At 48.8% G+C, this 24,956-nt stretch carries 14 protein-coding genes; 1 reads left to right on the top strand and 13 read right to left on the bottom strand.

The window, feature by feature from the left end:
• Nucleotides 1-10: 10 nt before the first annotated feature.
• Both H70357_RS18305 and H70357_RS34405 read right to left on the bottom strand, forming a co-directional pair.
• Entirely contained in the window at nt 11-4,483 is a 4,473-nt protein-coding gene (locus H70357_RS18305; protein ID WP_038592450.1) for a non-ribosomal peptide synthetase, read from the bottom strand.
• A gap of 1 nt (nt 4,484) precedes the next feature.
• On the bottom strand, nt 4,485-7,157 hold the full coding sequence (locus H70357_RS34405) for a type I polyketide synthase (protein WP_052092106.1): 2,673 nt from the start codon (nt 7,155-7,157) through the stop codon (nt 4,485-4,487).
• A 397-nt stretch (nt 7,158-7,554) separates the two neighbouring features.
• Here H70357_RS34405 and H70357_RS18295 point away from each other — a divergent pair, with 397 nt between their 5' ends.
• Nucleotides 7,555-8,238 (top strand): 4'-phosphopantetheinyl transferase family protein, encoded by a 684-nt coding sequence (locus H70357_RS18295; protein ID WP_038592447.1) that lies wholly within the window; start codon nt 7,555-7,557, stop codon nt 8,236-8,238.
• Between the two features lie 304 nt (nt 8,239-8,542).
• Here H70357_RS18295 and H70357_RS18290 read toward each other — a convergent pair whose 3' ends face one another.
• The 11 genes from H70357_RS18290 to H70357_RS18240 all read right to left on the bottom strand — a co-directional run bounded on the left by H70357_RS18290 (nt 8,543) and on the right by H70357_RS18240 (nt 24,857).
• Nucleotides 8,543-8,977: a hypothetical protein gene (locus H70357_RS18290; protein ID WP_038592444.1), complete on the bottom strand. Its 435-nt coding sequence runs from the start codon at nt 8,975-8,977 to the stop codon at nt 8,543-8,545.
• Nucleotides 8,978-9,067: 90 nt separating this feature from the next.
• A complete protein-coding gene (locus H70357_RS18285; protein ID WP_038592441.1) occupies nt 9,068-10,168 on the bottom strand; it encodes a GerAB/ArcD/ProY family transporter in 1,101 nt (366 codons plus the stop codon).
• Nucleotides 10,165-11,361 carry a Ger(x)C family spore germination protein gene (locus H70357_RS18280; RefSeq protein WP_052092105.1) on the bottom strand — a complete coding sequence of 399 codons (1,197 nt, stop codon included), beginning with the start codon at nt 11,359-11,361 and terminating at the stop codon, nt 10,165-10,167. The genes H70357_RS18285 and H70357_RS18280 overlap by 4 nt, the downstream gene beginning before the upstream one ends.
• Nucleotides 11,362-11,399: 38 nt before the next feature.
• Nucleotides 11,400-12,875 (bottom strand): spore germination protein, encoded by a 1,476-nt coding sequence (locus H70357_RS18275; RefSeq protein ID WP_052092104.1) that lies wholly within the window; start codon nt 12,873-12,875, stop codon nt 11,400-11,402.
• Nucleotides 12,876-13,261: 386 nt separating this feature from the next.
• Nucleotides 13,262-15,004 carry a glycoside hydrolase family protein gene (locus H70357_RS18270; RefSeq protein WP_038592438.1) on the bottom strand — a complete coding sequence of 581 codons (1,743 nt, stop codon included), beginning with the start codon at nt 15,002-15,004 and terminating at the stop codon, nt 13,262-13,264.
• Nucleotides 14,985-16,109, bottom strand: coding sequence for a hypothetical protein (locus H70357_RS18265; RefSeq protein WP_231578279.1), 1,125 nt, complete (start codon nt 16,107-16,109; stop codon nt 14,985-14,987). The genes H70357_RS18270 and H70357_RS18265 overlap by 20 nt, the downstream gene beginning before the upstream one ends.
• Nucleotides 16,007-17,782, bottom strand: coding sequence for a family 43 glycosylhydrolase (locus tag H70357_RS18260; RefSeq protein ID WP_063848048.1), 1,776 nt, complete (start codon nt 17,780-17,782; stop codon nt 16,007-16,009). Before H70357_RS18260 ends, H70357_RS18265 begins: the two co-directional genes overlap by 103 nt.
• A 285-nt stretch (nt 17,783-18,067) precedes the next feature.
• A complete protein-coding gene (locus H70357_RS18255) occupies nt 18,068-19,825 on the bottom strand; it encodes a glycoside hydrolase family 2 protein (protein ID WP_038592432.1) in 1,758 nt (585 codons plus the stop codon).
• Nucleotides 19,826-19,869: 44 nt separating this feature from the next.
• Nucleotides 19,870-21,555 carry a sensor histidine kinase gene (locus H70357_RS18250; RefSeq protein ID WP_231578278.1) on the bottom strand — a complete coding sequence of 562 codons (1,686 nt, stop codon included), beginning with the start codon at nt 21,553-21,555 and terminating at the stop codon, nt 19,870-19,872.
• A 163-nt stretch (nt 21,556-21,718) separates the two neighbouring features.
• Entirely contained in the window at nt 21,719-23,161 is a 1,443-nt protein-coding gene (locus H70357_RS18245; RefSeq protein WP_038592429.1) for a response regulator, read from the bottom strand.
• A gap of 121 nt (nt 23,162-23,282) precedes the next feature.
• Complete coding sequence (locus H70357_RS18240; protein ID WP_231578277.1) at nt 23,283-24,857, bottom strand: extracellular solute-binding protein; 1,575 nt, start codon at nt 24,855-24,857, stop codon at nt 23,283-23,285.
• Between the last annotated feature and the right edge of the window lie 99 nt (nt 24,858-24,956).

Here is a 24,956-nt window from a genome sequence, read left to right as displayed (position 1 = left end):
ATCCCCCCTGTTATTTGAATAACGAATCCAACTCCTCTTGTGTCATATCCACCGCATCAAAATCGGCGGGTGTCCAGTTTGGCTCCCTCTGAACCGGCGGTTGAGTGAGAAGTTCCACAAAGAGGGCTTCATACCGCTCCATCCACTGCTCCATGACCTTGTCCGGCATACTGGAGGGATAACGTAACTCCAGATACAGTCTGCGCTTCAGAATATAAGCGTTGATCTCCAGTGCGAATGGTGTTGCATTGTCTTCGGCCATATCCGGTCCTGTTGGCTCATTCAGAACACGCAACAGCCCATTCCCGTAATCCTCCTGAAATTCCCCAAGATAATTGAACAAAATCCGGGGAACAGCCGGTGTAATCTGCCCTAATCCATAAGCCAAAATGCCATATCCCAGCCCTTTGCGGGGCACCGCCCTAAACTGTTGGAGAATGTTATCCCTCTTCTCGATTACACCTGTACCTGCCTCAACCGTAATTCTGACCGGATACAGACTGGTGAACCAGCCAGTGGTACGCGAGAGATCAATTTCAGGGAACAAGGGCTCCCGGCCATGTCCTTCCAGCCAAATGACCTGCGTCTGCCAGTCCCAGGTATCATGAAGTGCCAGGGCAAGCGCAGTCTGCAGCAGCTCATGGGGCTGCAGACCGTTAATCTGCTGGCACTGTTCAAGCAATAGCCCCGTTTCTGTAGGGCCGAACGTCAGCGTACGAAGTGTCGTGCGTCCACTACCCGGTTGCCCTAAACAAAGCCAATGATCATCTGGGAGGTTGTAATTTCCGCTCCAATATTCCCGCTCCCGCTGGACCAGCGGTTCAGTGCGTTCGCTCAGCGCCAGGGCCCAGCGCTTGAACGATGATGTTTTGGGCAGACACTGGCGTTCTCCCTGAAGCAATCGTCCCAAATCCTCCATAATAATCCGCCATGAGACACCGTCTATGCAGACATGGTGAGCCGCCAGCAGCAGACGATTAGCACGTCCCGGCTCCATAATCAGACAGGCGCGGAAGGGGAAATGTTCCTGCTCAGTAAGGCGTATGCCTGCCTTCAGTGCGGAGGTATATGACAGTAACTCTTGAGCGCGTTGTTTAGGATCGAATCCGGTCAAATCAAGTACATTTAGCTGGAACTCATACACAGAAAGGTTATTGTTATAGGCTAGCTGCTGCTGTACAGAGTCATAATGCAAGCGCAAGGAGTCATGCAGCCGGATCAATTTCCTTAAACTGTCTTCAAGGGTATGCGTGGCAACATCTTCACTGATCTCCAGCAGCATCGATTGCAGATAGTAGTCTTCATTCTTAAGCTCCCGGGAGAAAAACCACGACAGGATCGGTGTCAACGGGACGATTCCCTCCGGCGGACCCTGCGGCTGAACCACCTTATCTTCCGTGAGATGCAGCAGCATTTCGCTTATGAGGGGATGATCCAGAATGTCAGCCGCGCTGAGTTGAAGTCCTTGGTTTTTGAGCAGGCTTGAAATCTGAATCGCTTTGATGGAATCCCCGCCCAGATTGAAAAAACGGTCCTCCAGGCTGATTTCCCTACGGTCTAGAACGGTCCGTAGTGCGGATAAAAGGCGTTCAGTCTGCGTCCCTCCTTCGTACTCCTGGACCTCTGCAGCGGCGGCATTTAAATCTTGTGCAAGCTGCCTCCGATTGGCCTTCCCATTAGCAGTAAGCGGAATCTCTGCCCTGAAAATGATGCGTCCCGGAACCATGTATCCAGGCAGGATGCCTGCCAGACGGCTGCGGATATCCAACGCTGTAAGCGAGCCTCCGACAATACAGGCGACCAGTTCCATACCGGGGCCTTCACCCTCCGTCAAAACAACTGCATTACGGATGCCCTCCATCTCCAGCAGGTGATGTTCAATCTCTTCCGTCTCGATTCGGTAGCCTCTAACCTTAAGCTGGGTATCGCAGCGGCCGATATATTCCATCACTCCGCCTTCACCCCACCGGACCAGATCCCCCGTACGATACATCCGGTTGCCCTTGTTCACTGAATCCGGCAAGAATCGTTCCGCCGTCAGCTCGGGTTGATGGACGTAGCCAGCCGCAACACCGGGGCCGGAGATATAGAGTTCTCCCCTCGCACCTGGAGGCAGCGGCCGCAAATCCCTATCCAATATATATAGCTTCGCATTTGCAGCAGGTACTCCTATAGGAACCGCCGCTCCCTTGTCTTTTATGGAATCATAACGGTAAATCATACAGCCTACGGTTGCTTCCGTTGGCCCGTATTCGTTATAAATAGCCAGATTGGGCCCGTAGGCTTGCTGAACGGCTGCTGCAAGGCCGGTTTTGAGACTCTCCCCGCCTACAATCAGTGTCCGCAAGGCAGCATCCGGCCTCCGTTCTTCCCCCATAAGCGCAAGATGGGAAGGGGTAAGCTTGATTACTGTAGCTCTGTTCTCGCTCAGAATCCGGCTCAAGGTATAGTCCTCGCCGCTGGAGGGGTATATCCTCAACTGGGTGCCGCTGACCAGCGGTACGAACAAGGATGTCAGCGTCAGATCAAAGGCGATTGAGGAATAAAAGGCGAACACTTCGTGTTCCGAGGTCAAGTATTCTGCTGCTGCCCAAGTGATATAGTTGGCCAGGTTAGAATGAAGAACTTTAACCCCTTTGGGCGCTCCTGTAGATCCCGAGGTATATAGGATGTAAGCCGTTTTTTCAGGCCTTGGCCTCTGCTGTTCCCCCGCAGACAACGGTCTATGCCGGAGCAGATGCCGGGGATTGCGCGTTGGAATAGGCCAGACGAAAGCCGGTTCCTCTGGCAGATCGGTCAACAGGCAGATTGCTCCCGAGTCTCGGAGTGTATACTCCGCTCTGGCGGCCGGAACTCCGGGGTCAAGCGGTAGAAAAGCCGCACCGCACTGAAGAATCGCTAGAATTGCAATGATCAGTTCGGGAGAATGATGCATCCGTACGCCTATAACGCCTGACACTTGCGGAAATTCTGCGGTCAGGGCTGCCGCAAGGCAATTGACCTGCTGCGCCAATTCTGCAAAGGTCAGCTTCTCATCTGCACAGCTCACGGCAATCCGATTGGGATGGAGCCGAACCTGATCTGCGTATAGATCCATAACCGTCTTTTCAAGTGGATAGTTATGGATTGAATGCTGGTTGTAATGAATCAAAGTTTGTTCCAATTGTCTTTCGGTAGACAGCGTCAGTTCCTTCAATGGGAGGTCTGGAGTATGCACCATCTGGTTCAACACATGCAGGAGACATTCCACCAGCGACTCTGCCTCTTCCTTGCCAATGATCTGAGTCTGGTAGTCCAGAGTGAACAATAACGTGCCATCCTCGGACCAGTCCTTGATCATCAACTGTACGGGATAAGCCTGCTCGCCGGAGTAGAACTCCTCATTGCTAATCATCATGCTGTCCACGGTTGTCAGCAGGTGGGTATTATAATAATTCACAGCGGCCTGGTATAAGCTGCCATGCCCTTTTTTTCGCAACTGAAGATGTTTTGCAAGGAGATCGAACGGATACTTGTGATTAGCGAGATTACGTGAATATTCACGGCGTACCCGCTGTAAAAATGTACGTATGGACAGGCCTTCCTTAAGATGCAGTGACAGCGGCAGATTGCCAGTGAACATGCCAACCGTTGCCTTGGTGTGTGCAGAGCGGTTGGACACGGGTATGGACAGGATTAGATCTTCTCTCTGGTAATACCTGCCTAATACCAACCCGAATGCGGCAGATAAAAATAGGGGCAATGACACATTAAGCTCTGGCAGAACACGGGTAATCTGCTCGGTGGCCTGCTTGTCGAGCAGGCGGGTATAGCGGCTGCCGGCCGGAGCAGTGGCAGTTTTGTCAAACAGAGGTTCGGGAAGAATGTCAAATTTGTTCTCCCAGAATTGTTTGTTGCTCTGACAGCGCTGAGAGCTCAGGTATTGACTTTCGAGATCAAGATAAGTCAAATAGGAGGGTTCGGACACCGCACAGTCAGAGATGTCTTCCCTGCCCAGCGATTCATAATGTCCGAGAATTTGTCTGGTCAGCAGGTCCATTGACCAGCCGTCGCAGATGATATGATGGGCTTTCAGGAGAAAACCATTATCCTGCTCCCCCACCTTGAAGGTAGCGATGTGGTATAAAGGAGAATCGAAAAGTTCAAATCGTTTTGCCGCCTCTGCCTTCACCCACCTCTCATAAGCCGTCTGGGGATTGGCATATGAGCTGAAGTCGTAGCGGGGCAACGGCTGTAGCGAAGTAGTATCCGCTACATATTGTTGCGGTTCTCCGTCTTGTGCCCGCAAACGCAGGCGCAGGCCATCATGAGATTGAATCACATTCTGGATCGAAGTTTCCAAACGGGGGAAGTCGAGCGTTCCGTGAATACGCACACAGCCACCAATATGATGTACGGCTGTCTGGGGATGAAGGCATTCGGTATACCAAATTCTCTTTTGGGGATGGCTTAAACGATGCAATGCCTTATTCACAAGATCCATATCAGTGTCCGCCTTTCGCAGATATAGAATTCAGTCTCCAGGATTCAATGGATTCGGCTAATCGGGCTATCGTCTGCTGCTCCAAAAAAACTTCAAGTCTAAGCGTCACGCAAAACTGTTCACATATATGTGCATGCAAGGAAGCTGCCAGCAGCGAGTTGCCTCCCAGTTCATAATAATTGTCGTTGATTCCGATCGGGGCCACCCCCAGATACAGCTCCCAAGCTGCAACCAGGTCCCGTTCAACCTCTGTTCTTGGTGCGATGTATCCATCCAACTGCTCTGGCCGCAAGTTGACGGGTTCCGAAATGGGCTGAAGCGGTCCGGTAGTATCAAGTGCAGAATCATCACGCTCCACCCAGCAGCGTGTTCTTTCAAATGGATAGGCAGGCAATTCAATGCGGCGGCGGCGTTCCCCTTGATAATATGCCTTCCAATTGACGGGGCAGCCTTCCATCCAGACTTTGCCGAGAAGAAGGAAAATACTCTTCCATTCTGTCACTCCATGACTTTCCGAAGGTTCACCGAGATTCATATCAAGCACCAGCCGATCTATTTCATTCTTACTGCTGGTCTGTAATGAGGCTCCGTTTTCCAGGGCATCCGCCAGATATGCTGTCCAAAAATCGCTGCTGCTCCACTCCGTATGAGTCATCGGGTCCCTCCCCGGCGGTGCTGCAAGTGGAACCTTCATCAGCCCCGTTTTCAGACTGGAGACACGTTGCCGGTAGCTTCGGACAAAAGTACCCCGCGCCTCACCCGAAGTTGCGAGTGCGGCTGTAAAGGAGCTGCCCAGATACAAAGCATCCGCATGAGTCAGGAGGCCACAGGCATAAGCGGCGGCAAATAAGCCGCTGCCCGTACCTTGGCAGCCCGAGGGATGGATTCCCCAGCTCTCCCAGAGTTTGAACAAGGAGATCTGCACGATTAATGCGTATGTGGCTTGTTCCTGCAATGCCGAATCTCCCTTACCGAACCATTCCTCTGCCAGCTTCTTACCCTGCACGAAGTTGTTGTAGAATACCGTTTCCTCAGCGATCCAATCCCCAAGCTCAGGAGCCTCGAAATTGGATAGGTCCGGGAAGTGGAACAAGGGCATGCCCGCAAGATCGGGGTTATCCTTCCTGCTAGTCTCCCGTTCCATCCATTGCGTCTCACCTCCGCAGCCGTATAGCCAAATTGCCCGGTGCTCAAACAGCTTCCGTCCGGTTTGCAGTGTATAGGCTGCATCCGCTAACTGTTCTTCTGAAGCAGAGCTTAGAAATTGCTGCAAGGATTGCTTTTGCCTCTTGAGCGCTTCTGCACTTTTGGCGGAGAGGACGAACAATTTGCTGCGCCGTAAGGAAGGTTCCTTTGGCAACACGGGCGCTTCTTGCAGGATAACATGTGCATTGGTGCCTCCAAGCCCAAAGGAGCTGACCCCAGCCAGACGCCGCTGATTGGGGCTGCTCCACTCCAGCGGAACAGGATTCAGATAAAACGGGCTCTGGCCCGTCATTAATCTGTCGTGTGGTGTATCTGCATGAATAGCGGGTGGCAGTATCCTCTCTCGCAGGGCCATGACTGCTTTGATTAACCCAACAATACCTGCGGATGGCCCCGTATGACCGACGTTAGATTTGACCGAACCCAAAGCACAAAAAGCGTTTTTTTCAGTATGTCTGGCAAATACCTCATGCAGTGCCTCAAGCTCAATCGCATCTCCTAGAGGAGTGCCGGTACCATGAGCTTCTATGTAACAGATGTCCTCGGCGCTTACGTCTGCGTTCATCTGTGCGCGTTCAATAACCTGAATCTGACCTTTGACTGCGGGAGCTGTATATCCGGCTTTGAGGGCTCCGTCATTATTGACAGCAGAACCTTTAATAACAGCATGAATGGTGTCGCCATCCTCAAGGGCATCACTATATCTTTTCAGTACGACGCAACCTGCCCCATCGCTGTACAAGGTTCCAGTAGCCTGCTTATCGAACGCCCGGAGATGCCCATCAGCGGACAACAACCCGTTGTCTTGATAGTAATAGCCGTTGGCTTGGGGAATGCCGAGTGTTGCACCTCCACATACCATCATGTCACTGGAGTAAGTGAGCAGACTCTCGCAAGCCAGATGTACAGCAACCAGCGAGCTGGAACAGGCAGACTGAACATTCAGCACTGGTCCGGTAAGGCCTAGCTTGTAAGCGGCCATCGTCGCTGCATGGTCTTTCTCACTTGCAATCTGCATTTGGAGTTCGGAGGCTGCTCTGTTGCCATTGAGAAGCGGCATAAGGTTGAACATTTGATAATAGTTCGCGTACACGCCCGCATACATCCCGATAAGACCGTCATAAGTTCCCGGATCATATCCGGCTGCCTCCAGCGCTTCCCAAGCCATCTCCAGAAGCAGACGATGCTGCGGGTCCATCAAGGACGCCTCTCTTATGTTGAAATTAAAGAAAGCAGCATCAAAATTCTCAATGTTCCGAATGTTGGTGTTTGTGCGAATAAAGTTTTGCCTTCCCTCCGCAGAAGCAACTTCTGCTTTATCCTGCGGGGATGTGTTAGCAACCACCTCTTCTCCACCCAGGATTGCTTCCCAGAACTGTGAAACGGTATCAATGCCAGGCAGACGGATGGAGAGGCCAATAATGGCAATATCCGCCTTATTATCTTCACATTCATTCTCCAATGACATGATATCACTCCCGTAATATTGCTTTCATTCAATAATATTGTAGTATTAAAACTGATTTTGACGATGTCTTGATAATACCAACTATACTATGAAAATATTTAAATAAATACCATTCTTTAGGACTATATAACAATAAAGATTATTAATACAATTTTAAGTAAGTTAATAGAATGGTGTATATATCTGCAGCATTCGACGTCCTATTATGTCGTAATATGCCAGTAATTCAATAATGTGCAAATTTCGGAAAGAGCTATTAGAACCAATTTAGGTATGGAGTGAGTTCAGATAAATATGCTAGAATCGTATAGCTGTCCTGTTTAGAGAACGGACTTCATATTTCACAATATTCACAATAACGAAAACAAATTAAAATCTCCTAAGACAGGTGTTGTTTATGTCCAAAATTCTTGCTTTTAAGCTCCCGGAGCAGCTAAGTCTGGAGAGCTATGCCTATTTTACAGCACAGGTATCGGAAGCCCGGCGCGCACGTCTCGCCCGGTTTTTCCATAAGGAAGATGCATATCGTTCTTTATTTGGCGAGATACTGGTGCGGTACATCCTCTGCAGCCAGCTCGGTCAACGGAATGGCAATATTCAGTTCGAGGAGAATCCATTCGGCAAACCGGGGGTGTCTGGGCTGCCTGATTTTGAGTATAATGTGTCTCATTCAGGAGATTGGGTACTGATGATCTGGGGAATGAATGAGGGTTCACTCGGAGTAGATATTGAGCAGATACGGCCCATAGATATTCAAATAGCAGAGCGGTTTTTTTCTGTGGAGGAGCGAGAGGCGTTACAGGGCAAGTCTGCCGGGGAGCGGCAGGATTTTTTTTATGACTTGTGGACATTAAAGGAAAGCTATATCAAGGCGATTGGCACCGGGCTGTCCCGGCCGCTTGATTCATTTACGGTACAGCAGCGTGAAGATGGCAGCTTTAGTCTGATCGCACAAGCGGAATCAATGTACTTACAGACCTATACTATCGCCCCAGACTACAAATCCGCCGCTTGTTCAAGCTGCTGCACACTGCCGAAAGCTGCCGCTTTTATTAAGCTCAGTGAGCTCTATGTGTGGTGAATGGATTTCATATTTCCATCACCTGTTCGGTCATTCGGTACCTCAATTCACAATTGGTTGTACGCAGACAGGCCGGGTATCCCGTTTGTTAAGGCGACGAGTCTGCGCATCCCTGCCAAAGCACAACCTACCAGGTTGCCCCTTGCCTATTCCGATTGAATCCTAGCGATGCCACCAATGAATAATTAGACTGACCCCAGAAGCCGAAACAGCGACAGTAAAAGGACGAGAAAACCAGTCCTAGACTGCCGCTGTTTTATTTAACTAACGTTTCCCGTTATCTTAATGATCCTTCTTTTTAGTCTTAGCTTCGTTTCCGATTATTTTTCACAATGACAAGGACTAGCAAGAATAAGCCGGCGGTATACCATACAACTGTTCCCCAATCAAATCTGGAACCGGCATATTCACCCTCATAATTAGCTTTAATGAATGACCCATCATTTATCTTTATCGCAATAGCCTCATTTTTGTTCACGTCTTTGATTTTGTAATATTCAGTGCCCTTCGGATAGTGATTCGAAAAATTACCTGAGTATGTGCCTTCCTTGTCTGAAAATGATGTAACTTTGCCTATTATTGAACCGATTTGTTCCTTTTCCACTCGATTGTCAGAAATGATATACGATTTACCGTCGTTTACAACAAAATTATATGCCCAATCCGCCTGAATTGGCCAAATTGCAAAAAAAGTACTTGCCAGCCAAAGCGGAATTATCAAAAATAGAGTTTTTCTCAAACTATCCCCCCTTGTTTCTCCTCGGAGAGCTCAAGCTCAAAAGCTGTAAGTATTTCGGGTGATTTGATCACTGAGCGCTTTTAAATGTATTTACTGACGTGATCGTCGTTTACGAATAGTGCCAACCATCCACAGCAGGAATGGGATCCCAATCAGCTCAAACGGCATTACGTAACGAACGCCCAGATAAAGCTGGATTTGGGAATTGTACAGAACAGCTTGGGGACTCTTCCATGCTATAAGATACACTGCTGGTGCAATCAACCAGATTGAATTGGTCCAACGTTTTAATCCTAACCATTGGGACATTCCATAGCATGTTATAAATAAATATAAGCTCAATTTGATAAACACACTGAAGAACCATAAAACCGACGAAAAAATTTCGATATTCTGTATGAACTCCATAAGGGAGACGAATCGCATCAACTCAAATGTTGGAATCAGCATCTTTGCCGCTAACGCTGAACCGAAAATTGATAGAGCAGTCAAGGTCATTATAGAGGATATGATTGAAACGGCCGCGACGCCCCAAACAGCAAATTTCGTTCCCTGACGGGGGTTCTTCATGAATTTTGTCACCATCAACAGGAAAACGGTGTCTCCCAGCACCGAGGCGGGCGCTAGACTTCCTCGCATAATCGTTCCTACACCTGATTCCGAGAAAACAGGAAGAATTTGCGCGAATTCATAATTGTTAAAGCTCAAGAAAGTGACCACAATGACAATCACCAAAATTAAGGGCCCCATCATTTGGCTGCACCGCCCAATCGCCTCGATTCCTCCAGCCCAGACCAAGCTTACTACGATTACCATCATGAGTAACATCAGCACGCTTGAAGGGGTTCGGTCAAACAAGATCATTTGGAAGAAATCCGAAAATTGGCGAAGAAGCGTTCCCGAAGTGATTATCCACACTATAAAAAAGGGAGTAATTATTATTTTCCCAAGCCAGCGGCCTAAAATTCTTTCACTGAATTCGCCGAGTGTCTGTTCGGGGTACAGAAGGGACAAGGCCCTGCACAGGAGAGTGATCCCGCAGGCGATAACACCCCCGATTAGGAAAGAAATCCAAGCATCCTGCTTCGTCATCTGAATGACAAGCGATTGGGTCAAGAATAATATTATTGCACTCTCCATCGAAAACGTTATCCAAAACACTTGAATGTTAGAAATTTTAGTCGTGTTCACGGTATCGTTTCCTCCTCCTGTAAATGCAGGGCAGGTCCCGTCAGCCCTATTTGGGTTACCGTCAAATCAGCTTTCACATCGAATTCTGCCTCAGTAAAATAAAAATTCCAGTTATTTTTTAATTTCTTCCAATACGACGGACTTCTTTGGTGAAGTACCTCACCAAACCCGAAGATATCCTCATGGAAAGTCTTCTGAATTTTAAAGATGGTTTCTTTAACTCTCTTTGCTGCTTCAATTTCTAGAGCTTGCTTGACCAATTTGACATTGGCAGGATTACGAAGATCCAACCGGCCTTGGTTCTCCCTAATTAATCCTTTGCCGATCAACTGAACATGAATGACAAGCTTATCTCTTTTGTATTCTGACCAAATTTTTCGTCCCATCCGGGATAGGTGTAGGCTGACTCTCCCTTGATTTTTAGGCACGAGAGTTGTTACTGTTGTGCTGTTTAACACACCTGTAATCCAATTCACATTCAATGCTTCCATTTGGCTGATATAACCTTTTAAATTCAACTTTTCTTTATCAAAAATGGCTATGCCATTCATCCGAAAAATTTCTTGCTGTTTCACTTCCTGATTCTCGTCACCTTTCCGATCTAAAGAAATTACGGGTAAGGTCGGGCTAACACCATCGCTGCTAGCTGCTCTTAAAAATCTCATTAATGTCGCCTGTTTCAGGCCACTTGTATATTCCAGTTCTTTGTAAGCGCCAATCGCGGGTATCTTCTCTAAGGGATACGAAGATTTGAGCAGTTCAAGGGCGGTACCACCTTTCACGACAAAGATATCGGACCGCAACCTGACCTTCGGATTCCGGGAATGTTCATCCAGGATGTCGGCGATCCCGTCCTTCGCGAAGTGTTCTCCTACAAAAACTACCCTGCGGTGGCTGGGAAATACTTCTCGGGAAAGACTTGCTTGTAAATCGGCTGCTGCCTGACTGACACTCTCCCCCTTTCCCGAAACAACGAAATTACCTATACCCTTGCCAGAGGAACCTCCTTTCCCTCCGGTTTCACCCTGTTGACCCGGTATCAAAACTTGGCCACTCAAGACGATATCCCCTCTCTCGTTCCTGTCGAACCCAGAGGCGATCCAGAGGGACCGGTTGCTAAGCTCCTTCTGGTCCCAGCATGCCGTTGTGAGCGATAGAATCAGTACCAGGATAATCCCCAATTTTAGATACATGAGCTGTCACCTTCCTTTGAAATAAAGACAGGAGCTTATCATGAAATTCGGTTACCTTTACTCCCTGTCGTGTTTTTAGGACGATAACGTAAGCTCCATCTAGGAGCGCGAAAGATGAGGTCTTTAACATAGCCTGTCGTTTCGGATGATACGGGTGTGAGGTAAGGAACACCGAATGAACGCAAGCATGACAGATGGATAAGGATCGCCGTAATACCGATCAAGATACCGTAAATTCCTATAAATCCAGCTAGCAACAACATGGGAAAACGTAGAACACGCAAAGCAGTGCCGAGATTGTAGCGGGGTATTCCGAAGGAAGCGACCCCCGTCGTTGCCACGATGATGACCATGGGAGCTGAGATGATGCCAGCTTCTACAGCTGATTGTCCGATAACCAGTGCTCCCACAATACTAACGGCTGAACCGATTGTCTTCGGGAGTCGGACGCCCGCTTCGCGAAGTGCCTCGAACATAAATTCCATCAGGAAGGCTTCCATGACGGCAGGAAAGGGGACACCTTCTCTTGCTGCTGCGATGCTGATTAGAAGGACTGTCGGAAGAATCTGCGGATGAAAAGTAGTTAAAGCCACATAAACTGACGGAAGCAGCAGGGCGATCAGGAACATGAAGTACCTAACCCACCTTACAAGTGTTGTGAAAATGGATCTTTCGTAATAATCCTCTGATGCTTGAAGGCCGGACCAGAACGTCATGGGAACGATGAGCACAAAAGGAGTATTTGCCGTGACAATTGCCACTTTGCCTTCCAACAATGCAGCACAAACAACATCAGGTCGCTCTGTATTCTGAATTTGAGGAAAGGGTGAGTAAGGAGTATCTTCGATCATTTCCTCAATATATCCCGATTCTAATATTCCGTCTATTCGGATTTCACCGATGCGTCGAGTTACTTCTTCCACGATGGAAGCTTTAGCGACCCCTTCTAAGTAGAGAATTTCTACTTTTGTTCCGGTTTTTTCTCCGAGCTGGAACGATTTGTTGACCAATTCGTGGGTGCAGAGCCGCCTACGGATCAAACTCGTATTTACTCGAAGAGACTCAGTAAAGCCATCTCTAGGACCCCTAACAACGGGTTCAGTCGAGGGCTCTTCAACATTACGCTGCTGATAGTGCTGGAAGTCTGCTATCTGGGCCTCGGATTCTCCTTCGGCAAGGAGAGCCACGTATCCTGCCAAAACGCCCTTGACAACTTCTCCGGCTTTCGTTGCCGAGGATTTATTCAGCACCGGAAGCATCAGTTGTCTAAGCGTGTGTGTAAACGGAGGCCCTTCACAGTTATCACCCGAAAATCCTCGGTATAAAAATGGTTTAAGAATGATTTGTTCCACTAAATTAGTATCACATAATCCTTCCACGTAAATGAACAGAAGGGTTTGACCATCTGTATGCAGCTTCCGAAACATTACGTCAGATGAATTATGGAGAAGCTCCCGCAGAATTGCCTCACTATCCTCAAGATCCGTTGTAAGAACCTTCTCCATCAATGTCATGAGCACCCCTCCTAAGTTCATCTTTTATTTTGCCTTTGGAAGGTTTTTTTATTCAATACTTAGAGAGTAACAAGGTTCCTAAACTATAATGAAATCCTGATATTATCAAGGTTTATCGTACGGTGTATCTTGTTATTTAGATTTTGGTCAAATTCCATACTTACAAATATGGGAATGGCAACATGGTGTTCAGCACCATAACCGTTCAAAAGGAAAAATACTTGATCTCTTAAAACAGAAAATCCGCGTCAGCACTGAGTTGGTCCACACTCTATGAGTGACCCAGCATGGAAGCAGCCCTGTAAAGCTGCTTCCATGCATTGCAATGCGCAAAAAGCACACCGATTCCGGTGTGCTTCATTCTTTTAGGATTTATTACTGCTTGATTATTGTCCTGTAATGGGTGTGTCTGCCGTTACTTTTTCCCCTTGCGCCTGCTGGGTTGGACCATAATTGACGGCCCCGGTGAAATGAACATCTTCCGCGGACGGATAGTATTTCGGTATGTGTAAATTCCGCTGGTACAGTCTCAAGTGCTCTCCGCGCGGAAAAATATCGATGACATCACAGCCTCTCCATGATACCGAATATTCCTCGCCCCGCACCGTTTCTTTCACCACCGCCGTCTCCAAAGGATGCTCCAGCTCCACAAGGTCCCCTGCCGCTACGTTGCGGAATATCACCAGATTGCCCTCCCTTGAGGATGCGCAGGCTATTCCATTAATCCTCCCGCCCAGATCCTGACCCATCCAGTCGTAAACCCGTACCGCAACATCACACCGCCGCTTGGGCGTGATGGAAATATAGCCTGTTTCGGGATAATTCATGCACACCGTGGCTTCCTCAGTTTCCTTATCAACGGGGATATTGACGAGCACCCTCCCATCGCGGAATTCCACCGACCGGTTCCATACAATTTCCAGGGCCACCGGAGCCATGCCGACGCAGCAGCCTGCAATGGAGCGGAACTTGGACAACGAAATGGAATTGACGAGGGAGCCTCCGGTGAAGCCGCCAATCATTCTCTTGTCAATTTCCCTGTAGCTAATCCCCTCTGCGTCAGGCCGGGTATTGTCTGTAACTACATAGGAAGACACCTTCAACTGATTTTCCACCAGCTGGTTCCGCGCAAACAGGGTCATATCCTCCCAATATTCCTCGTACCCGGCCAGAATCAATTCATTAGTGCATTCAATCATATCCTTAATGCAGCAGGTTTCACAGTGCTCCTCATGCAGCGGATGCCATTGGGCATATTCGGGCACCCAGCCGAAGGAGGAGGACAGGGAACGGATATAGTCATATATCCCTTTGCCTGCGGCAATGTAGCGTTGGTTGCCGGTGATGCGGCCAAGCCGGACTAGTCCAGAGGCAACCCATCCTGCCGAATGGACATGGCCGAAAAACTCCATTTTGTAATTAAAATAGCGCGAGGGTCCTAAGAGGTGATTGGCAATGCCAGTAGCCAAATCAAGCGCAACCTCGTCACCGGCGATTTCATATCTGCGCACCAGTGAGTGAAGCACAATTGCATTGCGGATCCCCTGCTCCCCCCGCCCGGTGTGCCTTGACAGATCGAACCCGCCGTCTTTCAAATACACGTCATTGGGGAATTCATAAACCGGCTCCTTTTCCTCAAAATCTCCTGACCAGAAGGTTCTGACCTTTCTTTCGATTACAAGTGAGCGGAGCCCTCTTACAAGCTCAGAAGCCCTCTTCTCCGGCTCCTGATCCCCGGGGTTGTTCTCCAGCATCCTGTTCAGCGCCGGAAGGATATAGCCCATTTCATGAAAGGAGCTATGATTCGTATGGGTCCAGGGGTATGGCTCATGAAAGCGCAGCCCATGCTCTCCCCAAGACTTCATGAGATGGCGGTAAAAGGATAACTGAACCTGGGCGCCTTCTTCCGTCTTCAGCATTTTCCGGACGGCGTCAATGGCTTCATACCAGGAGCCAACCAGCTCCGCATCGTCTACCCGGCAGTGAGCTGCTTCAGCAGGATTTTTATGCGGCAGCACAAGCCAATACGGAAGGTTGTCCGCCTTCTCATCCACCATGGATGTCAGATACCCCAAAACAAGTTTCGCATTCCTTAAAGGCTCAAATTTTTCATATGTCGGATTCGACATATCCATCCCTCCATGATTCCCGCTGGTTTATAATACCGATCGTACCGTTGACAGTCCCTGTAATGAAACTAACCTTTTGGTGCCCAAGCCCCAAAGGCGCATTCTGTTCGGCTTTTTCCGCCACCGATGCAATCTTGACTTGGATATTATCGAAATCCACCTGCCCATTGGGGAAGCCGTCGATGCCGAAGACATGTCCCGTTAGTACAGTACTGCCCTCCGTACGGAATGCAAAGTTCTCCGCAATGACCTCATCCCCCATATAAACGCTGTAAGTCTGCGCATCCATATCAGCAATGATTTTGAAATGATACCAAGTATCGTAGCTGAAAGGTTTCACATTTTTCCAAACGGATGATTCAGCCACTCTAATCCATGGATCATTGCCGGCGTTCTCAAAGGCTACTGTCATTGCGTAGGCGCCTGTTTGGTTTTTCGGCTGGAAAGCATTCGCATACTGAAGACCCTTTTGAAAGCGTGCGGAATACTCTACAACGACTCTTTGGTCGCCGGTCGCAAATACCTGACCTATATATGGAAGGAACATATTTACATATCCTTTCGTGGGTCCAGTACTAAGCCGCAAAAACGTATTCTCGGATTCTTCCACGATCTGCGCTGCACCGCCACTCTGGATTCGGGTGGCTTCAATTCCGAAAGGCTGTTTACCCGTTGTGTCATTCTCGAAATCCCGGTAAACATTATAAGTCACGCCATCCTGTGTAAGGTTGAGTGATGCTGATAGAGCTGCTTCCGCTTCAGCAAGGGAATTCCGCGCCAGGTTAAACTGCTCTTCAGTCATATTTCCGCCTGTGGACAACTCATCCGCATGGTCCAGCGCAGCCAGGAGGGCATTATATGCAGATTGACTATAGTTGCCCAAACCTTCGCCTAAGGGGATTGAGAGATTGACTGTCCTGCTGCGAATTTCATTCACAATTTCATCAAGATCCCACCCAGAGACAACTTCGACGGCAGCGGTGGTATTAATGGCAAGACCCTTCAGTTTGCCAGACACCTGAACAGTGCCAGGCGAGTTGAACGCAAGTCCCTCCAGATTCCAGATGACCTCTGCAATACCGGTATTCCCATCCGCATAGACCACCGGAACATAGAGGGGCAGCTTGGGTGTCTGTCCGGAACGGCGACCTTGGTGTTCGAGGAACTGAAGAAAACTCCTGTGTTAAGAGCGGTATAGGTAGTGCCTGTTACCATATACAGGGGCAAACTGCGGGTTTCACCCAACCCCAGCGTGTACCCTGGAGATTCGAATAAAATTTCTGACGTATCAAGCTTGAATATATCCATACTGTCGATTTCGGCAAGGTTGTTACCCTTCGAGAAGCGGATGATGTTGTCGCCTTTCTTAAGATAGACTTTCGCCGTGGAGGCTCCCCAACGATTCGAACCGGAATAGACAATGTTCAAATTGGCGCCGGAACTGCCGTTGACCGACAAGAAATGAGAGGCATCCGCCGCATTAGGTGAGCCGTTGGCATTGCGCACGGACAGCGCATAAAATCCCGCCTTCGGCACGTTAACTGTAAACTGTGCATAATCATTGGCGTTCTTGATGTTTGCGATCTTCATCCCGCCAGAAGCGGTGCTTTCTCGCCAGACACCGGGAGAAGTTTCGCCACTCGGATCTTTCACCAGTAACGCGTTTTCCGCTTCATAGCGCTTCCGCACCGGCTCGCCCGAAGGCCTAACAATCGGTCTGTTCGGATCGACGGGTTCTCCCAGGTTCGGCGTATTGTCTTCGTTCCAGGTGAATTTCTGCGTGCGGACATTGCGGGTCCATCCTGATCCCGGCCAGCGGGCGGCATGGTAAATGATCCAGTCCTCCGCGCCGTCAGGAGACGTGACGATGCTGTGGTGGCCCGGTCCGTAAACGCCATTGGCGCTGGAGAAGATCGGATTGTCCTGTTTTACCCAGGAGCTGGTATTCATCAAATCGTTGCCAATCTTGGCAGTGATCAGCCCGAGGCAGTAACTGTCTGTCCAGCTTCCGTTTGCTGAATAGACCAGATTGATGGTGTCGCCCTTTATAGTTATTTGGGGGCCTTCATTGATTCTGCCCGGAGACGTTTCCCAATCATGGTCAGGCGTCGAAATTAATACCCGTTCCGAACTAATGGTCCGAGGACTGCTCATCTTTGCAATATATAAATTTTGGAAGCTTCCGTCCGTCTCCTCCCAGCCGGACCAGATGAAATAGTGTTTCTCATTTACAGTCAGCACAGTGCCGTCGATCGCCCAACGGTCGGTAGAATCGGTAATCTTCCCTTTGAACTCCCAGGTTCCGGTCATCGGATTATCACTGGCGTTCTCCAGCACGTACATGCGGTGGTTTGCGTTGGTTCCGTTGTCAGCCGCGAAGTAGATATACCATTTGTATTTGCCATCGGTATCTTTGAGATAGTGCATTTCTGGCGCCCAAACATTGGAACTGTACATGGTACCCTTAACCGGTGTCCAGGCTAGGCTCCTCTCGCCCGCATCAATGCCTGTGATGGTCTTCGCTCTGCGGATCATGATGCCGCTGGCGTTGACAAATACGTTGTAATAATAGCCGTCCGTGTGCTTGTAAACCCAAGGATCGGCTCCTGCCTGCATGATAACATTGTAGAAATCTGACACGTTCTTCCCCCCCTGCACCGACGCCGAATCTGGCGTATCTGGCGTCGACTCTGCCGCCGCAGCCGCTCCGCTCCATTGCGGCAGCATCAGCAGCACTGCGAGACATAGTAGCAGATATCTGAATCTTTTCCTGAGCATTTGCAGTCCTCCCTCGAATCATAGTAAGATACTGGACTATAGAAATGCGTCATTCCCCAGCCCTATGGGCCACATAAAACCGCTTTCATTTTTTCATCTCCCTGTTGTACTGATTTTTCTGGCTATTGCCCTCATTCTACCTTCCGAAGAAAATTATAAAAATGTACTATCTTAAATTGTTTTTGTAACCGTTTTAGAAAAGGAGCCCTGACCGCAAACAAAAAGGACACAATCCCCAATTAAAGGATGTGTCCTGAAGGCGAACCTTTACAAACTCATTCTATATTACCTCCCGGCAACGATTTGTCTTATTTTGTTCAACGGAACCTTGAGGGCCCGGTCATAGGTCAACAAGCCGTTGATCTCCTGTTCCACATCGGTCAGCTGGGTATAACAAATGCCTTGGACATGAGGCGATTGCAGCAGCGGCTCTATCACGTCGGCCAGCTTAGCCAGGAAATCCTCATCGTTGTCTGCACCGGAATAGCCCCAGCCCTCCCAATCGCTTTTCTTATAGGCAATACCCCCGAACTCCGTCACCAGAACCGGTTGGCCCGCATATGCGGTTCCCCCTACAAACAGCTCCCTGCGCGGCGGCTTTCCTTCCAACGTCCGCTCCAAGGTGCTGTAGCGCTCCGTCAAATCCTCCCGCCTCCATTCATAGTCATGGATGGTGACCAGATCCGTGGTCATCTGCTCCCAACCGTCATTGGAGATAACCAGCCTGCTGTCATCCAGGGATTTGGTCAGATAATACATTGCCATGGCATGGCGCTGCTGCCGTTTATCGATTAAGATGTTGGGCACCCCCCAGCTTTCGTTAAGGGGAACCCACACCACCAGAGACGGATGGTTGTAGTCCCGCTCCACCGCCTCCTGCCATTCCGCCGTTACCTTGCGCACATATTCCTCCGAATACGCATAGGCATTGGCCATCTCCCCCCATACCAGATAACCGAGCCGGTCGGCCCAATACAAGAAGCGTGGGTCCTCTATCTTCTGGTGCTTGCGTGCGCCGTTAAAGCCCATTTGTTTAGCCAACTCAATGTCCTGTTTCAATGCCTCATCACTGGGAGCCGTCAGAATCCCGTCCGGGAAGTACCCCTGATCCAGCACCAGCCGCATAAAATAGTTCCGGTTATTCAGCATCAGCTTGCCGGCTTCCACCGCTATTTTGCGCATGCCGAAGTAGCTTTCCGCTTGGTCGTCCTGAATGCCGTCCACGATGAGCGTAACGGTTACGTCATACAGATTCGGATGCTCCGGCGACCACCAGCGCCCTAATCCGTGATCGTTAAAATCATGGAGTCCGATGGTGCGGGCTTCTTCCGCATGATCCATCGAGAAGCTGGTAGTAGCCAGATATTCGTCCTTGAAGCGGATGTCGATGCGGACTTCCGCCTTGCAGCCAACCGGAGCTTGATTAAGAAACGTGCGGATTTGGATTTCATTACGGTCAATGTCCGGCTTGAACTTTAGCTTCTTGATATGAAGCTCCGCAACAGGCTCCAGCCATACGGTCTGCCAGATTCCCGTCGTCCGGGTATAGAAGATGGAAGCCGAATCCTCCTTCCAATATTGCTTCCCCCGTGGCAAGGTCACATCCCTGCTGAAATCCTCGGCCCGCACCACCACAGTATTCTCTCCATCCAGCAGAGCGAACGTGATATCCGACTGGAATGGCGTATGGCCGCCTTCATGATAGGCTGCTTGCCTGCCATTTACCCAGACTGTAGCCTGATAATCCACTGCGCCGAAGTGCAGGATAACCCGCTGCCCCGCCCATTCCGCCGGAATCGTGAAGCTGCGCTTGTACCACACCAGATCATGGAAGGCCGTTTCTCCAATGCCGCTCAATTTGCTTTGGTAAGTGAAGGGGACCTGAATCTGGCGGCTGAAGGCTTGCTGGCCGCTGCTCCATTGTGCGGTATCGCCAACACGTTCGTCATCAAATTCAAACCCCCATGTTCCATTCAAATGCTGCCAGTCTGGTCTTACGAATTGCGGACGCGGATATTCTGTCCGCAGGATGGATGAAGTCATAGCTCACATTCCCTTCTTTTATCTAATACAAAACAAATTTCCTGCTACTCTTCCAAAGGTTTGCGGTCGTTTATCAGCTTCGGAATCTTCACGGTTACTGTCGTCCCATGGCCGAACCGGCTTTCTATGGTGATTCCGTAACCCTCTCCGAACAGCAGCCGGAGCCTGTTATGGATATTGGTTAGCCCAATGCCTCTTGTCGGTTGGCCGTCTGGCGCGTGCTCCGGGTACTCCATACCCAGCTTGGCCTGGAGGGCGGCCAGCTCCTCCGGCTCCATCCCCCTCCCTGTATCTGTAATACAGAAGCACACATCCCCATGCGCATCCATGCTCCCGGTAATCAGGAGCCGCCCCCCTTGGTCCATCCGCTCCAGCCCGTGGTAAACGGAATTTTCCACAATGGGCTGAAGTATCATCTTGGGCGTTTTCATTTTGAGCAGCCTGTCCTCCACATCAAGCTCCATGGAGAACTTATTCTCGTACCGGATTAAGATAATCTTCATATAAGCCTGAATACAGTCAACTTCTTCACTGATCTGTACAAGATCATCCTTTTTGATGCTGTAACGGAAGATTTTAGACATGCAAAACGTAATTTGCGCAATCTCTCTGCTTCCGTATTCCAATCCGATGCTGCTGATACAATTCAGCGTATTATAGAGGAAATGGGGATTGATCTGGCTTTGCAGGGCAGCAAACTCCGCCTGTTTCTGGCTCAGCTCGGATTCATATAGTCTAGCCTGGGTATTGAACATATCCCGGGCCATTTCCTCCATTTCATCCATCATCCGGTTAATGTCGCAGGCTAGCAAGCCTACCTCATTGGTAAACCGGACTTTAATACGGAAGCCCATATCCCGCCTCCCTACCTTCTTCATATCCATGACAAGTCCCATCATCGGACGCATCAGATTGTTCATAAAAAAACTGCCTGTTATGATCATGCTTAGAATAATTCCAATCCCCACGATAATGCTGACCTTCCGCATGGGGTTCATGTCTGCAGTCAGTTCATGCACCGGAATCATACTAACAACCCGCCACCCGTCTGCCTGCTCCAAACCCTTGACCTGGACAAGAATTTCTTCCCCGTCGATGGTTGCTTTTACGCCGTTAAGCAAGATGTCCTTATCCATAGACAGAACATCTCTGAACAACGTGCCTCGGGCATTGGAATTCGTGGATGCAATCACCTCGTCCCGGCTATTCAGAATGTACAAGGTGGAGCTCTGCGTTAATTCCGTATTTTCCACAAGCCCCTGCATCTTTTCCATATTGACCATCACTGTGCAGTAACCCGTAATTTGAGAGAAATAGATTCCCCCGATAGCCTCCACAATCGGCGCGATATAAAAAAACTGTTCCGTTTCTGTTCTGTCATCTTTTAAAATCGTGGTGAACATCCCCTTATCCCGAAGCGAAGGATCATCCTTATACTTGCGAATAAAGGTTTCATAACGATTGATAAAAAAAATATCGCCGCTTGCGGACGCCAGACTGTAAAGCCGCCTTCCTCGAATATCATTAATTACAATTCCGTTCACATACGAATTAAAGGATCTCATATATTCCATGAGATCCAGCGCATATGGACCACTATCAAACGCCCTTTTGTAATCATCATCCACTACGGAAAATTCCTGAATCAGTTTGCTATTGACCGCAATGCTGGTGCTGACCCTGATATCATTAAACACAGAATCAATCTTGCGGCGTGTTTGCTCAATCATCTGGTTGCCGTAAGTGGCGGCTCTCTTCTGGGTTAAATTAGAGAAACTATAAAAAAAATAAAATTCCATGACTGTGAATATAACGATAGAGAAAAAAAGATAAGCCATATCTGATGTTTCAATTTCACTTTACTGGTCTTCATGGCCCGCCTCTCCGTTCATATTAACTTTTTCTGAATTTGGTAGGCGTCATCCCGCAATGCTTCTTGAAAACTTTATTGAAATAATAATAATCAACATACCCGGACTTAATGGCAATTTTCTCAATGGACAGGCCAGTTTGCTTCAGAAGCTCACGTGCTTTATTGATCCTGAGTTCCGACACATATTCGGAGAAGGTTTTGCCCAGATTTTTTTTGAATAATTGACAGCAATAGACCTGATTGATGAAGAATTGGGCGGACAAATCCTTCAAATACAATTTCTGCTCAAAGTGCCGGTCGATATAGGCTATCATCCGGTTGAAGCAGGACAAGATATCCCCTTCCTGCAAGGAGCGGCTGTTCCCTTGCCTGATGGAGGCGAGGACGTCATGCAAAAAGCTGCACATAGATTCAAAGTGTTCAAATCGTTCCTTGATCTCAGAATAATTCAGGAATTCCAGTTCCATATCCTTCAATTCCTCAGAATATGCGTTTACAAGTATCCCGACAGCTTGATTCCACAAGTAGACAACCTCACACATGCCCAGATGATGATTCCTAAAGTATTCCTGCAGCCCTTTGATGTACATATCCATGTTGTCAAATTGATTCTCCTGAATGATACTATAGAGCCCATCGATACATGGTTTCACCAGATGAAGCTTCGGCTCATAGTGAACGGCGCCTGCAGCTTCCTCCAGAAAAACCTGGGAGGCGGACAGGTCTGCTTCTTTAATCAGCTTGCTCATATGCTTAAGCTGGCTGGAGATACTGCTAATGCCCACAACACTGATGCCAGTCTTATTCAGAAGCGATTCATCCCAATTCACTTCCAAACAAGCCCTATGCTCCGTCATCAGAACAACCAACATTTTTCTGGTTCCGGCTTCAACTTCCACAGCATAAACAGGCCTTCCTTCCAAAGACAGCAGCTTTCTGAAATCCTTTTTTTCGCCCTCGAAATAGATAGCAAGCACCTGGTAATAGCATACAGCTGCGAATTCGGAAAGCGGTAGAAAACGCTTTATCTCGTCCTGATCCGCTGAGGTCAGCGCATCCAGAAGGAGGTGATTGCGTGCAGCGCTTCTACGGGAGAAGTGCATGGCGAGCTTCGTGATGAACTGATCAGCCATATCAACATCCAACGGCTTCAGGAAATAATCCAGCGCGCCGTAGCGCATCGCTTCCTGGGCATATTCAAATTCCGCATATCCGCTTACGATGACAAACTCAATGTTCAACCCTTGTGCTTTGGCCTTCTTCATCAGATCCAGTCCGGAAATGTCCGGCATACGGATATCAGTAAACACCAAATCCGGTTCTGCCGTTCTTATGGCATCCCACGCTTTGTAAGCGCTTGTATATTGTCCGATGATTTCAAAACCATACTTCTCCCAGTCAAAGGCGTTGCGGATTCCTCTAATCGCCCACGACTCATCATCTACAATCATGACCTTGTACATGGGTATCCTCTCCTGAACATATAGATTCCTCCGAATAATAGAAAAACTGTTCGAGAATAGCAAACGAAATTCGGATAAACCACATTAAAGAACAATAGATGGCTTATCCGAATACAATGAATTACTTTTTGTTGGCTATGACTTCTTTGTAGTTCTTCACATTCTCATCTTGAACAGCCTTGCCGCCGGCGTCCATATATTCTTTCACCAGCTTGTCATACAAGGCATCGAACTCTGCCGGCTTGGCAACGACCAGCCTGTCAATCATTTGCTTATTCATGTCACCGAGCGTTTTGCCGTATTTGATATTAGCTTCGTTCGGGACGCCATAGTAGAAGCCGGTATAGCCGTCTGTCGTATTGATCTTGTACGAATCGATAGCCAGCTTCTCATAGTTCTTATCTCCGGCTGCCAAAGCTGCTGCATACGTTCTGACATTCTTTTCGGTATCGCCCAGCTCAGCGCCGTTTACAACCAGAGTATAATCCAGATTCAGATTGCTCATTTGCATATTTTCTCCGGTCTGGGCAATCCCCTGGGGTATGCCGTCTATCAGCTTGTGGTTGATGCCTTCTTGGCCGAACTGCAGGAAGAACAATACTTCCGGGTTAGCCATCCAGTTCAGATACTTCATGGCCAGCTCCGCGTTCTTGCTGCTTTTCGGAATAAAGGAGAATAGCCCGTTCTCATTATATACCTCTTTCAGGTACTTCCCCTCATAGTTCTTGAAGGTATCTACAGGAACATAGTTGGCATCTGGCGCATTTTGCAGCAGCGGATCACGAATTTTCTGCAGCAGCGGATAATCCCAGTTGGCAGCGTAGAAGCCTACCTTGCCGTTGCTGACATCGGCATCCGCTTGCTTGGTTGTTTTGTCCAGAGCAAAATCGGGGCTGATCAGCTTTTCATTGTACAGCTTGTTCAGCCATTCGAATGCCTCCTTGTTGCCGGGCTTCAGCCAGTTGGTGGTGGTAACGAATTCCTCCTCCGACATGTCACCCCAGAAGGATTGTACCAGGTTGCCGAAAGTGTAGTTCATGCCCGCAGCCGCTGTGGCCCACGGAATGATACCGTTTACATTACCGGGATTCTTGTCGCGGAAGGCAACCAGCACATCATACAATTCATCCCGGGTAGTCGGAACAGGCATGCCCAGACTGTCCAGCCAATCCTTGCGGATAAACATACCGTTCCAGGCAATCAGCGTCCGCTTACCCGGGATGGAGACTTGTTTCCCATCATATTTCCCGTAGGAGAGAACTTTCTCACCAAGGTAAGACTTCAATTGCTGGCCCTGGCTCTCAAGCAATTCATCCAGTGTATAGAGGCCATTGCTTTTTGCGTAGCGGGTTACTAAAGTCCCGTCATAGGTGAAGGAAATATCAGGAGCCTGGTTGGCAGCCATCAACACATTCAGCTTGTCTACTTCCTGGGAGCGGGGTACAGAAACATATTCTACAATGGCGTTATTGGGCTTGCCGAATTGTTCATTGACGTATTTGGTCCACGCGTTGTTGTTGAGGTCGGGTTGTCCTTGAACACCTCTGTCAAACACTTCCACAGTCAAGGTTACAGGAGGATCAGAAGGTGATGCGGATGCAGCGGTTGACGCCTCTGGTGAGGCCGTCTCTCCACTCTTCTTGTCATTCCCTCCACAGCCTGCCGCAACACTGGCCAGAAGCATTATACTAAACATAATTGAGGTTGTCTTCTTCATGCCCGTATTCACTTTAAACCACCCTTTCATGCCCCTATTTATTGAAATTGTCCATGCTGTAAATCCCTTGCATCTTTA

This window comes from Paenibacillus sp. FSL H7-0357 (assembly GCF_000758525.1).
Lineage (GTDB): Bacteria > Bacillota > Bacilli > Paenibacillales > Paenibacillaceae > Paenibacillus_AQ.
This window is presented reverse-complemented; position numbering and strand designations above follow the sequence as displayed.

Bases quoted from the DNA above. Each gene is read 5' to 3' on its own strand.
- H70357_RS18245 (WP_038592429.1), bottom strand. From the start codon at position 23,161: ATGTACAAGGTCATGATTGTAGATGATGAGTCGTGGGCGATTAGAGGA.
- H70357_RS34405 (WP_052092106.1), bottom strand. From the start codon at position 7,157: ATGTCATTGGAGAATGAATGTGAAGATAATAAGGCGGATATTGCCATT.
- H70357_RS18275 (WP_052092104.1), bottom strand. From the start codon at position 12,875: ATGACATTGATGGAGAAGGTTCTTACAACGGATCTTGAGGATAGTGAG.
- H70357_RS18260 (WP_063848048.1), bottom strand. From the start codon at position 17,782: ATGCTCAGGAAAAGATTCAGATATCTGCTACTATGTCTCGCAGTGCTG.
- H70357_RS18305 (WP_038592450.1), bottom strand. From the start codon at position 4,483: ATGGATCTTGTGAATAAGGCATTGCATCGTTTAAGCCATCCCCAAAAG.
- H70357_RS18250 (WP_231578278.1), bottom strand. From the start codon at position 21,555: ATGATTGAGCAAACACGCCGCAAGATTGATTCTGTGTTTAATGATATC.
- H70357_RS18255 (WP_038592432.1), bottom strand. From the start codon at position 19,825: ATGACTTCATCCATCCTGCGGACAGAATATCCGCGTCCGCAATTCGTA.
- H70357_RS18280 (WP_052092105.1), bottom strand. From the start codon at position 11,361: ATGTATCTAAAATTGGGGATTATCCTGGTACTGATTCTATCGCTCACA.
- H70357_RS18295 (WP_038592447.1), top strand. From the start codon at position 7,555: ATGTCCAAAATTCTTGCTTTTAAGCTCCCGGAGCAGCTAAGTCTGGAG.
- H70357_RS18270 (WP_038592438.1), bottom strand. From the start codon at position 15,004: ATGTCGAATCCGACATATGAAAAATTTGAGCCTTTAAGGAATGCGAAA.
- H70357_RS18240 (WP_231578277.1), bottom strand. From the start codon at position 24,857: ATGTTTAGTATAATGCTTCTGGCCAGTGTTGCGGCAGGCTGTGGAGGG.